At 73.5% G+C, this 13,460-nt stretch carries 11 protein-coding genes; 8 read left to right on the plus strand and 3 right to left on the minus strand.

What is annotated here, in order from left to right; translation table 11 throughout:
- Positions 1-28 precede the first annotated feature (28 nt).
- Complete coding sequence (locus B5D66_RS22950) at positions 29-346, plus strand: hypothetical protein (RefSeq protein ID WP_144390282.1); 318 nt, start codon at positions 29-31, stop codon at positions 344-346.
- 229 nt (positions 347-575) lie between these two features.
- Entirely contained in the window at positions 576-998 is a 423-nt protein-coding gene (locus tag B5D66_RS22955) for a hypothetical protein (protein WP_394330084.1), read from the plus strand.
- A 39-nt stretch (positions 999-1,037) separates the two neighbouring features.
- Here B5D66_RS22955 and B5D66_RS22960 read toward each other — a convergent pair whose 3' ends face one another.
- Positions 1,038-1,994: an HpcH/HpaI aldolase/citrate lyase family protein gene (locus B5D66_RS22960; protein WP_078763899.1), complete on the minus strand. Its 957-nt coding sequence runs from the start codon at positions 1,992-1,994 to the stop codon at positions 1,038-1,040.
- A gap of 133 nt (positions 1,995-2,127) precedes the next feature.
- Between B5D66_RS22960 and B5D66_RS22965 the strand changes: the two genes are divergently transcribed.
- The 4 genes from B5D66_RS22965 to B5D66_RS22980 all read left to right on the plus strand — a co-directional run bounded on the left by B5D66_RS22965 (position 2,128) and on the right by B5D66_RS22980 (position 7,752).
- Entirely contained in the window at positions 2,128-4,464 is a 2,337-nt protein-coding gene (locus B5D66_RS22965) for a molybdopterin-dependent oxidoreductase (RefSeq protein ID WP_078763900.1), read from the plus strand.
- 145 nt (positions 4,465-4,609) lie between these two features.
- Positions 4,610-5,713 carry a FecCD family ABC transporter permease gene (locus B5D66_RS22970; RefSeq protein ID WP_078763964.1) on the plus strand — a complete coding sequence of 368 codons (1,104 nt, stop codon included), beginning with the start codon at positions 4,610-4,612 and terminating at the stop codon, positions 5,711-5,713.
- On the plus strand, positions 5,710-6,813 hold the full coding sequence (locus B5D66_RS22975; RefSeq protein WP_078763901.1) for a FecCD family ABC transporter permease: 1,104 nt from the start codon (positions 5,710-5,712) through the stop codon (positions 6,811-6,813). The genes B5D66_RS22970 and B5D66_RS22975 overlap by 4 nt, the downstream gene beginning before the upstream one ends.
- 45 nt (positions 6,814-6,858) lie before the next feature.
- Positions 6,859-7,752: an ABC transporter ATP-binding protein gene (locus B5D66_RS22980; RefSeq protein ID WP_078763902.1), complete on the plus strand. Its 894-nt coding sequence runs from the start codon at positions 6,859-6,861 to the stop codon at positions 7,750-7,752.
- A gap of 829 nt (positions 7,753-8,581) precedes the next feature.
- On the opposite strand, the gene B5D66_RS22985 is transcribed toward B5D66_RS22980, so the two are convergent.
- Entirely contained in the window at positions 8,582-9,355 is a 774-nt protein-coding gene (locus B5D66_RS22985) for an SDR family oxidoreductase (protein WP_078763903.1), read from the minus strand.
- Positions 9,356-9,579: 224 nt separating this feature from the next.
- Between B5D66_RS22985 and B5D66_RS22990 the strand changes: the two genes are divergently transcribed.
- Both B5D66_RS22990 and B5D66_RS22995 read left to right on the plus strand, forming a co-directional pair.
- Positions 9,580-10,893, plus strand: a complete 1,314-nt coding sequence (locus B5D66_RS22990; RefSeq protein WP_078763965.1) for an aminotransferase class I/II-fold pyridoxal phosphate-dependent enzyme — start codon at positions 9,580-9,582, stop codon at positions 10,891-10,893.
- Positions 10,894-10,984: 91 nt separating this feature from the next.
- On the plus strand, positions 10,985-11,614 hold the full coding sequence (locus B5D66_RS22995) for a DUF6069 family protein (protein WP_078763904.1): 630 nt from the start codon (positions 10,985-10,987) through the stop codon (positions 11,612-11,614).
- Positions 11,615-11,675: 61 nt separating this feature from the next.
- Here B5D66_RS22995 and paaN read toward each other — a convergent pair whose 3' ends face one another.
- Positions 11,676-13,358, minus strand: coding sequence for a phenylacetic acid degradation protein PaaN (gene paaN, locus B5D66_RS23000; RefSeq protein WP_235001181.1), 1,683 nt, complete (start codon positions 13,356-13,358; stop codon positions 11,676-11,678).
- Positions 13,359-13,460: the final 102 nt, after the last annotated feature.

Below are 13,460 nucleotides of genomic sequence, written 5' to 3' on the forward strand. Positions count from 1 at the left end.
CCCAACCTGCAAGCCCAGGAAGAGAGCTATGCGCGACCTTATCAGCCGCGTCATGGCCGCGTTCGCGGTCATGCTGCTGGCCCTCGCCCACCCCCGCACCGCCGAGGCCATCACGGCGGCGTTGACCGCCACCACCGCGCCCGCACGCCCCGAAACACCACCCCCGGCCACACCCGAACCCACGCCCCCACGGCCGGGCACCGAGCGCGTGCGCCCCTACGCCACCGCCTCCCACACCCCCTACGCCTTCGGCTCCCCACAATGGTGGGACGCCCACGCCGCCACCAAACGCCCCCAGACCTTCATCCACGACGGCCCGCCCTACCGCCCCTACCTGACCGCCTGACACACCCGGCGGCCGCCACGCCGCCGGGGTCCGCCGGCAGCCGAGGAGACGAGGCCGGCGTGCTCCCGTTGCCGGGCGGTAAAACCTGGGTCCGGTCCGGGAGGTCCGGCGGTGGCGGGGTAGCGGCGCCCCGAACACGTGCGGCCGTCGCGACGTTTCCGGGGCGGCGGCGAACCGACCACGCCTGGAGGACTCCATGGGAGCGTTGACCCGACCCCATCACATGCCGATGCGCCTGATCACCGGCGCGTTCATCCTCAACTCCGGCCTCAGTAAGCGCAACGCCGACGAGGACACGGCCTCCTACCTGCACGGTGAGGCGTCACGGGCGTGGCCGTTCCTCAAGGACATGGAGCCCAAGCGGTTCACGCAGCTGCTCAGCAACGGCGAGATCGCGCTGGGGGCGGCGCTGCTGCTGCCGGTCTTCCCCAGCGCCCTGGTCGGCACCGCCCTGACCGGCTTCGCGGGCGGCCTGCTGGGGCTGTACTTCAGCAACCCCGAAGCGCGCATGAGCGACGGCATCCGTCCCACGCCCGAGGGGCTGGCCCTGGCCAAGGACAGCTGGCTGTTCGGCATCGGGCTGAGCCTGATGATGGACGGGATGGCCCCGGCCCGGTGCGGGCGGAAGCACGTCAGGAAGCACCACCACTGAGCGCGGGTTCCGGGCCGGTCCGCTCGGCCCGGAACCGCCTCACTCCTCCTCGGGCACGAACTCCTTGGTCCTGCGCAGCCCCGCGGCCCGCCCCTTGGCCGCGATGACCAGGGCCATCTTGCGTGACGCCTCGTCGAGCATCTCCGCTCCGAGCATGACCGCCCCCCTGCGGCGGACCTGGGTCGCGTGGGCGTAGGCGTCCAGGATCAACTCGGCGTGGTCGTAGTCGTCCTGGTCGGGCGCGTAGACCTCGTTCGCGGCGGCGACCTGGCCGGGGTGCAGGACCCACTTGCCGTCGAACCCGAGCGCCGCGCTGCGCCGCGCGGAGCGGCGGAACGCCTCCACGTCGCGGATCTGGAGGTGGGGGCCGTCGATCGCCTGGAGGTCGTTGGCGCGGGCCGCCATGAGGATGCGCATCAGGACGTAGTGGTAGGCGTCACCGACGTCGTAGCCCGGCGGTTGCTCGCCGACCACGAGCGTCTTCATGTTGATCGAGGCCATGAAGTCGGCCGGGCCATAGACCAGGGTCTCCAACCGGGGCGAGGCGGCGGCGATCTCGTCCACGGTGACCAGGCCGCGGGCGTCCTCGATCTGGGCCTCGATGCCGATCCGGCCGACCTCCAGCCCGTTGGCGCGTTCGATCTGGGTCAGCAGCGTGTCCAGCCAGCGGACGTGCGAGGCGTCGCTCACCTTCGGCAGGACCAGGCAGTCCAGCATGGCTCCGGCGCCCTCCACCACGTCGATGACGTCGCGGTAGGTCCACTGGGTGGTCAGGTCGTTGACCCGGACGGTGCGGACCCGGCTTCCCCATCCCCCCTCGTTGAGCGCGGCCACGACGGCGCGGCGCGCGTTCTCCTTCTCCAGCGGGGCGACCGCGTCCTCCAGGTCCAGGAAGAAGGCGTCGGTCGGCAGCTCCCGCGCCTTCTCGATGAACCTCGGGTTGGACCCCGGAACCGCGAGCACCGACCTGCGCGGCCGTGTCTCGACCGAACCCATGCCCACCTCTCCTCCTCGACCGTGGTGTGGGGTCAGTCTGGCAAAGCCGGCCCTTCGGCGCCCGACCCACCTCCCCCGACCCGCGCATAAGCTGACGCGAGGGCAGCCCACCGGCCCGGGAAAGGACACGACCATGACCGTCTCCGAAGACGTCACCGCCCACTCGACCAGTTCGCACTGGGGGACCTATGAGGTCCTGGTCCGTGGCGGCACCGTCGTCGGCGCGCGCCCCGACCCCGCCGACCCCGCGCCCTCCCCGCTGTACGCCAACGCGCCCGCCGCCCAGCACCACGCCACCCGGATCGCCCGTCCGGCGGTGCGACGGCGCTGGCTGGACAACGGCCCCGGCCCCGACGACCGGCGCGGTCACCCCGACGACGAGTACGTCGAGGTCGACTGGGCGACCGCGCTGGACCTGCTGGCCGGTGAGCTGGAGCGGGTCCGCCGCGAGCACGGCAACGCCGCGATCTACGGCGGCTCCTACGGGTGGGCCAGCGCCGGGCGGTTCCACCACTCCCAGAGCCAGCTGCACCGCTTCCTCAACACGATCGGCGGCTACACCCGCACGGCCAACACCTACAGCCACGCGGCCGTCGAGGTGCTGTTCCCGCACATCGTCGGCCTTCCGGGCGCCTACGACCTGCTGTACCGTCCCCCCACGTGGGAGGCCATCGCCGGGCACACCGACCTGCTGGTCACCTTCGGTGGCCTGCGCGTGTCCAACACCTGGATCGCCTCGGGCGGCCGTGCCGCGCACACCGCAGAGCCCGACATGCGGAAAGCCGCCGGGCGCGGTACCCGGTTCGTCTCGTTCAGCCCGTTGCGCGACGACACGCTCGACGAGCTCGACGCCGAGTGGCTGGCCGCGGCGCCCGGCACCGACACGGCCATCCTGCTCGCGCTGATCCACGTGCTGTTCGACGAGGGGCTCGCCGACGAGTCCTTCCTCGACCGTTACACGGTCGGCGCCGACGTGCTGCGCGACTACGTCACGGGGGCCTCCGACGGTGTGGCGAAGACCCCCGAATGGGCGGCCGGCATCAGCGGGGTGGACGCCGCGACCCTGCGGGATCTGGCCCGGCGGATGGCGTCCGGGCGCACCCTGGTCAACGTCGGCTGGTCGGTGCAGCGCGCGCGCTACGGCGAGCAGCCGCTGTGGGCGGGCCTCGCGCTCGCCGCCTGCCTGGGGCAGATCGGCCTGCCCGGCGGCGGGTTCGCCAGCGGGTACGGTTCGATGGGCAACTACGGCGGCGGGGCCACCCCCCACGGTCTGCCGAAACTGCCCCAGGGGTCCAACCCCGTCGACTCCGTCGTCCCGGTGGCCCGCGTCTCCGACACGCTGCTGCGTCCCGGGGAGCCGTTCGACTTCAACGGCCGGCGGCTGACCTACCCCGACATCAGGCTGGTCTACTGGTCGGGGGGCAACCCGTTCCACCACCACCAGGACCTCCGGCGGTTGAGCCGTGCCTTCGGCCGTCCCGAGACGGTGGTCGTGCACGAGACCCACTGGACGTCCACCGCGCGCCACGCCGACATCGTGCTGCCCTCCACCACGACGCTGGAACGTGACGACATCGCCGCGAGCCGGGGCGACCTGCGGTTGCGCGTGATGCGGCGGGTGGTGCCGGCGCACGGCGAGGCGCGCGACGAGTACGCGATCTTCACCGACCTGGCCCGGCGGCTGGGCGTGGAGAAGGCGTTCACCGAGGGGCGCTCCACCGCGGAGTGGCTGGAGCACATCTACGAGGAGTGGCGGGCCGGCCTGGCCGAACCGGTCGCGCCGTTCGCCCGCTTCTGGGAGCAGGGCGGCATCGACATGCCCGCCCGGCACGAGGCGACCGCCCTGTTCGGCGCCTTCCGCGCGGACCCGCGGGGCAACCCGCTGCACACGCCCAGCGGGCGGATCGAGCTGTTCTCCGAGACGATCGCCGGCTTCGGCTACGCCGACTGCCCGGGGCATCCGGTCTGGTTGGACCCGTGGGAGGGGGCGGACCGCGACCCCGCGCGAAAGTGGCCCCTGGTGCTGGTCGCCAACCAGCCGAAGGGTCGGTTGCACAGCCAGCAGGACATGGGCGCGCACAGCCGGTCGGAGAAGATCGCCGGCCGGGCGCCGCTGCGCGTGCACCCGCAGGACGCCGCCGCCCGCGGCCTGTCCGCGGGGGACGTGGTGCGGGTGTTCAACGATCGGGGGAGCTGCCTGGCCGGGGTGGTGATCGAGCCGGGCATCCGGCGCGGGGTCGTGCAGCTGTCGACGGGGGCGTGGTTCGACCCGTCGGCGCCGTGGGCGGCGTCGTGCGTGCACGGCAACCCCAACGTCTTGACCGATGACGTGGGGACGTCGGCGCTGAGTCACGGCTGCACCGGGCAGCTCTCACGGGTGGAGGTCGGCCGTTTCGAGGGGGAGTTGCCGCCGGTGCGGGTGTTCGACCCGCCGCGGCTGGTGGCTGGGGAGGCCCCGGACGCCTCATGACCTGCGTCTCATAAGCCTTATGCCCCACTTCCTCCCGATTGAAGGATAGGTTAGCCTTTACTAAGTTCGAGCGACGTCGACACGGGAGGACCCTGGTGTCCCATTGGTTTCGGCGCGCCCTCCCCCCATGTCCGGGCGGCGCGCGATGACCTTGGAACGGCCCACGGCCATCGCCATCGGGACCGGGGACGGTGACGACCGCGTCGCCGCCGAGACCGCCCTCGAACAGCGCACCTCCGCCCAGGGCCGGGTCCACCTGCTGCGCACCGTGGGCCTGCTCGCGGCGCTCGGGGCGCTCGGGCTGTGCATCCTGCTCAGCATCGCGGTGGGCGCCAAGTCGATCCCGGTCTCCACCGTGTGGGCGGCCCTGTGGGACTTCGACAACGCCTCCTACGACCAGACCGTCGTGTTCGAGCTCCGGCTGCCGCGGACGATCCTGGGGCTGTTCATCGGCGCCGCGCTCGGCCTGGCCGGCGCGCTCATGCAGGCGCTCACCCGCAACCCCCTGGCCGACCCCGGTCTCCTCGGGGTCAACGCCGGGGCGTCGGCGGCGGTGGTGACCGCGATCTTCGTCTTCGGCATCACCTCGCTGACCGGTTACGTGTGGTCCGCGTTCGCCGGCGCCGGGCTGACCGCCATCGCGGTGTACTTCCTCGGCTCACGCGGCCGGGGCGGGGCCACCCCGATCCGGCTCGCGCTGGCCGGCACCGCCATCGGCGCCGTGCTCCAGGGGGTCATCCACGGCATCATCGTGCTCGACGACTACGTCTTCGACCAGATCCGGTTCTGGCAGGTCGGTTCGCTCGTCGGGCGGGACATGGGGCTGTTCGTCCAGGTCCTGCCGTTCATCGCCATCGGCATCGTCATCGCGCTGTTCCTGGGCCCCGCCCTGAACGCGATCGCGCTCGGCGACGACCTCGCCGCGGCGCTCGGCGCCCGCATCAACCAGATCAGGGCGATCACCGCGGTGGCGATCGTGCTGCTGTGCGGCAGCGCCACCGCGGCGGCCGGCCCGATCGGCTTCGTCGGACTGACCGTGCCGCACATCGCCCGCGCGATCGTCGGCCCCGACCAGCGCTGGGTACTCCCCTACTCGGCGGTGCTGGGCGCGATCCTGCTGGTCGGCGCCGACACTCTGGGGCGGGTGGTACTGCCCAACGGGGAGCTGGAGGTCGGGATCATCACCGCCTTCGTGGGCGCCCCCGTCTTCATCGCATTGGTCCGGCGCAAGAGGATGGCCCAGCTATGACCGCGTCGCTCACCGGCTCCGCGCCGCCCTCCGGCGGGACGGAGCCTCCCAAGGACGAGCAGGCCCCCGTACGGATCGTCCGCCTGTTCGGCGACCGCGTGTCCTTCCGGATGCGGACCCGCACGGTCACGGTCTACCTCGGCCTGGTCCTGGCGGCGGCGGTCGTCTTCGCGATCAGCCTCATGGTCGGCGACTACGAGATCCCGCTGCCCGACGCGCTGCTCGCGCTCACCGGCCAGGGCGAACGCCTGGACGTGTTCTTCGTCCAGGGGGTCCGGCTGCCGCGGGCGCTGACCGCCCTGCTGGTCGGCATGGCCCTGGGCGCGGCCGGCGCGGTGTTCCAGAGCCTGTCCCGCAACCCCCTGGGCAGCCCCGACATCATCGGCTTCACCAGCGGCGCGGCGACCGGCGCGGTGCTGACGATCCTCGTCTTCAACGGCACCATGGCCCAGACGTCGCTCGGCGCGATCGTCGGCGGTGTCGCCACCGCGGCCCTGGTCTACCTGCTGGCCATGAAGAAGGGCGTGCAGGGATACCGGCTCATCCTCGTCGGCATCGGCGTCAGCGCCATGCTGGTGTCGGTGCGCGACTACCTCATCACCCGCGCCGACCTGACCGACGCGACCAACGCCCAGGTGTGGCTGGTCGGCAGTCTCAACGCCCGCGACTGGGACCAGGTCGTCGCGGTCGCGATCGGGGTCGCCGTGCTGCTCCCGGTCCTCCTCGCCCTCGGGCCCCGGATGCGCCTGATGGAGATGGGCGAGGACACCGCGCACGCGCTCGGCGTGCCCACCCAGGCCACCCAGGTCGCCGCGCTGGTCGCGGCGAGCGCGCTGACCGGCGTGGCGATCTCGGTCGCCGGCCCGATCGGCTTCATCGCGCTGGCCGCTCCCCAGCTCGTCCGGCGGCTGGCCCGGGCCGACGGCACGGTCCTGGGCGGCGCGGCCATCATGGGCGCCTTCCTGCTGGTCACCTCGGACCTGGTGGCCCAGCGGCTGCTCGCCCCCACCCAGCTTCCGGTCGGCGTGATCACCTCGGTGATCGGCGGCGGCTACCTGGTGTGGTTGCTGTATCGGGAATGGCGCACCGGCCGCGCCTAGGGTTCCACCGTGACGTCCCGCAGGAAAACGCGACAAGGAGAGAACATGTCCGAACCGGCCCGGTTGTGGGGGGAGAACCTGACGCTGGCCTACGACCAGCGCGTCATCTCCCGTGAACTCGGGATCACCATCCCGGACAACTCCTTCACCGTGATCGTGGGCCCCAACGCCTGCGGAAAGTCGACGCTGCTGCGCGCGCTGTCGCGGATGCTCAAGCCCACCGCGGGGGCCGTGCACCTCGATGGACAGGTCATCAGCTCCTACCCCTCCAAGGAGGTGGCCCGGCGGCTGGGGCTGCTGCCCCAGTCCTCCATCGCGCCGGACGGCATCACCGTCGCCGACCTGGTGGCCCGCGGGCGCTACCCGCACCAGAAGTTCCTCAAGCAGTGGTCGCGCGCCGACGAGCAGATCATCACCGAGGCGATGGAGTCCACCGGGATCACCGACCTCGCCACCCGCATGGTGGACGAGCTGTCCGGCGGACAGCGCCAGCGCGTGTGGCTGGCGATGGTGCTCGCCCAGCAGACGCCGCTGCTACTGCTCGACGAGCCGACGACCTACCTCGACATCGCGCACCAGATGGACGTGCTCGACCTGTGCGCCGAGCTGCACCACGAACGCCAGTACACGCTGGTGGCGGTGTTGCACGACCTCAACCAGGCGTGCCGTTACGCCACGCACATCATCACGATGAAGGACGGCCGCGTCGTCGCCGAGGGCGCGCCCGCCGACATCATCACCGCCGAACTGGTCGAGGACGTGTTCGGGCTGCCCTGCCGGGTCATCCCCGACCCCGAGACCGGCACCCCGCTCATCGTCGCCTCCGACCGCCGTGGCGCCATCCGGCGGCGCGGCCGGCAGGAACGTCCGCAGGAGGGTAAGGACGCCGCGGAGGGGGCCGGGGAGACCGCCGGGATCGGCGCGTCCAGCAGCGCCTGACCCGTTCGGGCGGCCTCCACGGACCGGACGGTCCCCCTCCCCGGTCCTCGCCACGCCCGCCTCGGCATGGTCCCGCGGACGCGGGCGCGCCATGAGCGCCGGCGATGTCCGGGGCGCTCCTCGGACGACCGCCGCTCGCCGTGGGCGACCTGGCGCGCCCCGGGAGCCGGCACCACGAGCCGGCGCGGCGTGCGGCTCGGCACGTCCGCTCGGCGATGCGCCAGGACCCGGACGCCTCGAACACCGGCCGGCCCGGCCATGGGGTCGACCGCGCCCGGGGGTGTCGCCGGCGCTGAAGCCGTGGGTCATGGTGGACCCCGCCGAACCCGTCCCCGACGCCGGCGGGGTGGGCGACGCGAGGCCCCCACAGAGCGTCGCGCTGCTCAGCGCGACCGAGCGCGCGCCGGCCGCGACTCTCCCATGCCGTCGGCACGGCCCCCGGCGAGGCGGGGAACCAGGTCGGCGCCGGATTCGGAGGTCATGGCACCGGATACGCCCGCCCGGCCACACCGAAGACCGAGCAGCCCGGCAGCCGAGCGGCCCCGCAACAGCCCCGGAACGCTCGCCCCTCCCAGCGGCACGCCAGGGAGCGCATGGACCCCCGGCACCGGCTCCCCGGCACAGCGATGACCAGAACCACGCCCTCACAGCCGTCCCGCCGACCCCGGCCTTCGGACCTCTCGGTGAAGGCGTGCCCGCGCGGCGAGCGCGCCAGGTCGCGGGATAGGCCCGCCTCGACGTCGGCCGTACCGGACCGTCGGCCCCGGTGCCGAGGCACCGATCGGGGCCCGGCCGGCCCCAGGCGAGGGCGACCGGCGCGCTCGGGGTGTCACAGCGCGCGCAGGAGTCCCCCGTCGCAGCGGATCTGGCTCCCGGTCACGTAGGAGGCCGGGGCCCCGGCCAGGAACGTGACCACCGCGGCGAACTCCTCGGGCGTTCCCAGGCGGCCGACGGGGATGCGGGCGACGGAGTCCGCGCGCACCTGCTCGGGGGTGCGTCCGCTCCGGCGCGCCGCCTCCCGGTCCAGGTGCGCCACCCGGTCGGTGTCGATCCGGCCGGGCAGCACCATGTTCACGGTGACGCCGTCCGCGGCGACCTCGGCGGCCAGCGTCTTGAGGTAGGCGGCCAGCGCCGCGCGCCCGGTGTTGGAGCCGACCATGTTCGGCGCGGGTTCCTGGACGAACGCCGACCCGACGGCGACCAGACGCCCCCAGCCCCGTTCGCGCATCCCCGGAAGCACCGCCGCGGCCAGGCGCTGGTGGGTGAGCAGCTGGGTCTCGACGGCGCGGAGGAGGTCGGCGTCGGTCGCCTCCAGCGCGGTGCCCGGGGCCGGGCCACCGCCGTTGAGCACGCAGACGTCCACCTGACCGAACCTCTCGACGGCGGCCCCGACCAGCCGCCGCGCCGCGTCCGGGGCGGTGATGTCGATCTCGACGGCCAGCGCCGAGGGCAGCTCGGCGGCGTGGCGGCGCAGCAGGTCGCCGCGGCGCGCCGCCATGACGACGTTCGCCCCCTCGGCGGCGAGCGCCCGGGCGATGGCCAGCCCCAGGCCGCTGCTCGCCCCCGGTACGAGCGCGGTGCGTCCGGCGAGTCCGATGTCCATCTCGTGCCCCTTCCGTGCGGGCCCCCGCCCTCGCGGAGGAACCGTCGAACATTGTCGCCCTCCCCCGCCCACCGCCGGACCCGAGGCCGGCCGCGGAGACGTCCGCCGGTCCGCACGGGTCCTCGCTCACGCGTCGATCGCCCCGGCGGGACACCGTCGAGGAGGGCCGGCCGGCGCGGTGGCCGTGACACGGCCGGCGGCGCGGCTCGGGGATAATGCGGACCATGGTCATCACCGGGCGTGGATCGCATGAGATCGCGGACAGTGTGGAACGGGCGATCGCCACCGGGGAACTGACCGTCGACGCCGTCCTGCCCCCGATCCGGGATCTGGCCAGGGAGCTCGGCGTCAACCCCAACACGGTCGCCTCGGCCTACCGGCTGTTGCGCGACCGCGGCCTGGTCGAGACCGCCGGCCGGCGCGGAACCCGGGTGCGGGCCCAGCCGCCCGAAGCGCCGCGCGAGCCCGTGACCGGGGTGCTGCCCCCTGGTGTGCGCGACGCCGCCAGCGGCAACCCCGACCCCCGGCTGCTGCCCGACCTCGGTGACGCGCTCGCCGCCGTCGCCGCCCGGCGGCGCGGACGCCACCGGCTCTATGACGCTCCCCCCGTCCTGCCGGAGATGACCGAGGTGGCTCGCGCCTGCCTGGGCGGTGACGGCGTGGACAGCGCCGAGACGACCGTGACCTCCGGAGCGCTCGACGGAATCGACCGGCTCCTGCGTTCGGGGCTGCGTCCCGGCGACGCGGTGGCGGTGGAGGATCCCGGCTGGCACAGCGAGCTCGACCTGGTGGCCTCCCTCGGCCTGCGCCGGCTGCCCGTGCGCGTGGACGACGAGGGACCGCTCCCCGACGCGCTGGCCGCGGCGCTGCGGGCCGGCGCCCGCGCCGCCGTGCTGACCTGCCGCGCCCAGAACCCCACCGGAGCGGCGCTGGGCCGCGAACGCGCCGCGGAGCTGCGGGAGCTGCTGCGCGGGCACCCTCACGTGCTGACGGTCGAGGACGATCACGGTTTCGGGTTCGTCGACACGCCGTTTTGGTGTGTCGCCGGGGCCACCGACCGCTGGGCGGTGGTGCGCTCGGTGGCCAAGGGGTACGGCCCCGACCTCCGGCTGGCGATGCTCGCCGGTGATCCGGTGACCGTCGACCGGGTGCGGGCGGGCCAGCGCCTGGGACCGGGCTGGGTGAGCCACGTCCTCCAGGAGACGTTCGTGGAGCTGTGGCGTTCGGGGGTGGTGGACGCCGGCCGGGCCGCGCGCTCCTACACCGATCGCCGTGACGCGCTGATCGCGGAACTCGCCCGTTACGGGATGGCGGCCCACGGCCGGTCCGGTGTCAACGTGTGGGTCCGGGTCGCCGACGAGGCGATCGCGGTCGCCCAACTGCTGGCGCGGGGCTGGGCGACCTCGCCGGGAAGCCGGTTCCGGACCGAGAGCGAGCCGGGGATCCGGGTCACCGTCTCGGAGTTGACGGTGGCCGACATGCCGGCCCTGGCCGCCGACATCGCCGCCTCGGGCGGTCTGGCCGGTCCGCACGTCTGACCTCAAAGCGATATCACCCTATGTTACGAGCTGTAAACAGGGGGTATTGGGGCGTGTGACCGTGTTCGGCGCCGTATCGGGGGGTAACGGCATGAGCGGAAACGGCTACGGCGACAGTAGACGGCGGCTCAACGCCGCCCGGTTGTGGTCGGGCGGGTTGGCGACCGCGGTGGTGGCCGGCCTGGTGGTCCTGGTCGGCGCACTCGTGGCACGGGGCGTCCTGGGCGTTCCCGTCCTCGCGCCGGAGGAGGCGGGGTACTTCGGCGACGCCGGAACCGGCGTGTACGCCGCGCTGGCCGCCCTGTCGGCCCTGCTGGCCACCGCGCTCCTGCACCTGTTGCTGGTCAGCGCGCCGCGTCCACTGGCGTTCTTCGGCTGGATCATCGGACTGGCCGTGGTGATAGCGGCCGTCGGCCCCTTCGCCCAGGAGGCCCCGCTGGCCACCCAGGTCACCACCGCCACCATCAACCTCGTCGCCGGCCTGGCGATCGCGTCCCTGCTGGGCAGCGTGGGCGCCGGCGCCCGGACACGGCGGCCGGGGTCCCACGCGCCCGACGGTGTCGGACCGGCCGGAGGCGCGCGGCAGCGCCCCAGGCGCGGGGACGGGACGCTGCCCGGCACCGGTTACACCACGCAGCCCGCGGGGACGCCGATCCCGCAGCAGCGCAGCGGGCGCCACCGCGGCCCCGCCGACCCGACCCTCCGGCTGCCCCGCGACTGACCCGCCCCTTCTCACCGGCGCGCGGGCGGGCTCCGGGGAGCCCGCCCGCGCGGGGTCGGATTCAGACGGGCCGGCGCGACTGCACGAAGGAGAAGCGGCCGGCGACGAACGCCGGGTCGGTGAGCGAGGCCGTGGCCGCCGGGTTGGCGCCGGTCCCGTGGTAGTCGCTGAACGCCGCGGACTGGTTGACGAAGACCTGCCCGGTGAGGTTCTCCGAGAGGTTCACCCCGGCCTCCAGCGCCGTCCGCCGCGCCGCGTCGAGGACGCGCTCGTCGGTGGAGTGGACCGACGCGGTGAGCGCGCCGCTCTCGCCCACGGTCGAGCGGACCAGGCGCAGCGCGTGGTCGGTGTCGTCGGTGGCGACGACGAAGGAGACCGGGCCGAAGTGCTCGCGGCCGAACACGTCGTCGCGTCCGGCGTCCACGCGCACGATCGCCGGCGTCCGGACCGTCGCCTTCTCGAAGTCGGGGTGGGCGACGGGGCGCGGCGCCAGAACCGTCTCGCCGAGGGACCCGGCGTTCTCCAGCCGCGCCAGGATCTCGTCGCTGGCGATGGCCCCGAGGATCCCGACGGCGCGCGCGGGATCGGCGAGCAGGCGTTCGACCGCGGCGGCGAGGTCGGCGGCGAACGCGGCGGGCGACTTGACCCCCTCGTCGGTGGCGATCCCCCCGCTCGGAACGAACAGGTTCTGCGGGGTCGTGCACATCTGCCCGCTGTACAGCGACAGGGAGAAGGCGAGATTGCCCAGCATGCCGGCGTAGGCGTCGGTGGAGTCGATCACGACGGGGTTGACGCCGGCCTTCTCGGTGTTGACGAACGCCTGGGTGGCGTTGGCCTCCAGCCAGTTCCCGAAGGCGGTCGAACCGGTGAAGTCGATGACCCGCACCTCCGGGCGGGTGGCGAGGTCGGCCGCGAGCCGTTCCTCGGGCCGTTCGGCCGCCAGCAGCACGGTGTCGGGGTCGAGTCCGGCCTCGGCCAGCACCTCGCGGGCCACCGCGACGGTGATCGCCAGCGGCAGCACGGCGCGCGGGTGGGGTTTGACGATGACCGGGTTGCCGGTGACGAGGCTGGCGAACAGGCCGGGGTAGGAGTTCCAGGTCGGGAAGGTCGCGCAGCCGATGACGAGCGCGAGCCCCCGCGGCGCCACGGCGAACCGCTTGTCCATCACCAGCGGCCCCCCCTTGCGCTGGGGTTTCTCCCAGCGCACCGTCTCGGCGTAGTGGGTGATCATGTCGTAGGCGTAGGCGACGGCCTCCAGGCCGCGGTCCTGCGCCTGGGGGCCGCCCGCCTGGAAGGCCATGACGAACGCCTGTCCGGTGGTGTGCTGGACGGCGTGGGCCATTTCGAACGAGCGCGCGTTGAGCCGGTGCAGGATCTCCAGGCACACGCCGGTGCGCGCCCGGACGCCGGCGTCGCGCCAGGAGGGCAGCGCCTTCGAGGCGGCCGAGATCAGCGCGTCGGCGCCGGCGTGCGGGTAGCCGACGCCCAGTTCGACGCCGTAGGGGGAGCGTTCGGTGACGACGCGCTCGTCCCGGCCCGGCCCGTCGAGGGGGAAGTCGCGGTCGAGGTGGGCCTCGAACGCGGCCCGCCCCTGTTCGGCCGCTTCCGCGCCGTAGACCTTCGGGCTGGGCGACTCGGGGTAGGGCGTCCAGAAGTGCCGGCCGCGGATCGCGGCGACGGCCTGCTCCAGGGTGCCGCCGTGCCGCTCGAAGAACTCGGCCGGTGTGGTGATGACGTTGCCCACGATCCGTCTCCTGCAATCTCCGGTGCCTCGGCGGACGGTGCCGCCCCTTGACAGATCACCTGCCGGGGATGTTTCCCTTAGGTGTATTACTAACCGACCGTT

The sequence above is a fragment of the Marinactinospora thermotolerans DSM 45154 genome (assembly GCF_900167435.1).
Classification (GTDB): domain Bacteria; phylum Actinomycetota; class Actinomycetes; order Streptosporangiales; family Streptosporangiaceae; genus Marinactinospora; species Marinactinospora thermotolerans.

What these genes read in the sequence shown, in the direction of transcription:
- B5D66_RS22985 (WP_078763903.1), bottom strand. Translation starts at nt 9,355, where the DNA reads ATGGACATCGGACTCGCCGGACGCACCGCGCTCGTACCGGGGGCGAGC.
- B5D66_RS22970 (WP_078763964.1), top strand. Translation starts at nt 4,610, where the DNA reads ATGACCTTGGAACGGCCCACGGCCATCGCCATCGGGACCGGGGACGGT.
- B5D66_RS22980 (WP_078763902.1), top strand. Translation starts at nt 6,859, where the DNA reads ATGTCCGAACCGGCCCGGTTGTGGGGGGAGAACCTGACGCTGGCCTAC.
- B5D66_RS22950 (WP_144390282.1), top strand. Translation starts at nt 29, where the DNA reads ATGCGCGACCTTATCAGCCGCGTCATGGCCGCGTTCGCGGTCATGCTG.
- B5D66_RS22990 (WP_078763965.1), top strand. Translation starts at nt 9,580, where the DNA reads ATGGTCATCACCGGGCGTGGATCGCATGAGATCGCGGACAGTGTGGAA.
- B5D66_RS22965 (WP_078763900.1), top strand. Translation starts at nt 2,128, where the DNA reads ATGACCGTCTCCGAAGACGTCACCGCCCACTCGACCAGTTCGCACTGG.
- B5D66_RS22960 (WP_078763899.1), bottom strand. Translation starts at nt 1,994, where the DNA reads ATGGGTTCGGTCGAGACACGGCCGCGCAGGTCGGTGCTCGCGGTTCCG.
- B5D66_RS22975 (WP_078763901.1), top strand. Translation starts at nt 5,710, where the DNA reads ATGACCGCGTCGCTCACCGGCTCCGCGCCGCCCTCCGGCGGGACGGAG.
- B5D66_RS22955 (WP_394330084.1), top strand. Translation starts at nt 576, where the DNA reads ATGCGCCTGATCACCGGCGCGTTCATCCTCAACTCCGGCCTCAGTAAG.
- B5D66_RS22995 (WP_078763904.1), top strand. Translation starts at nt 10,985, where the DNA reads ATGAGCGGAAACGGCTACGGCGACAGTAGACGGCGGCTCAACGCCGCC.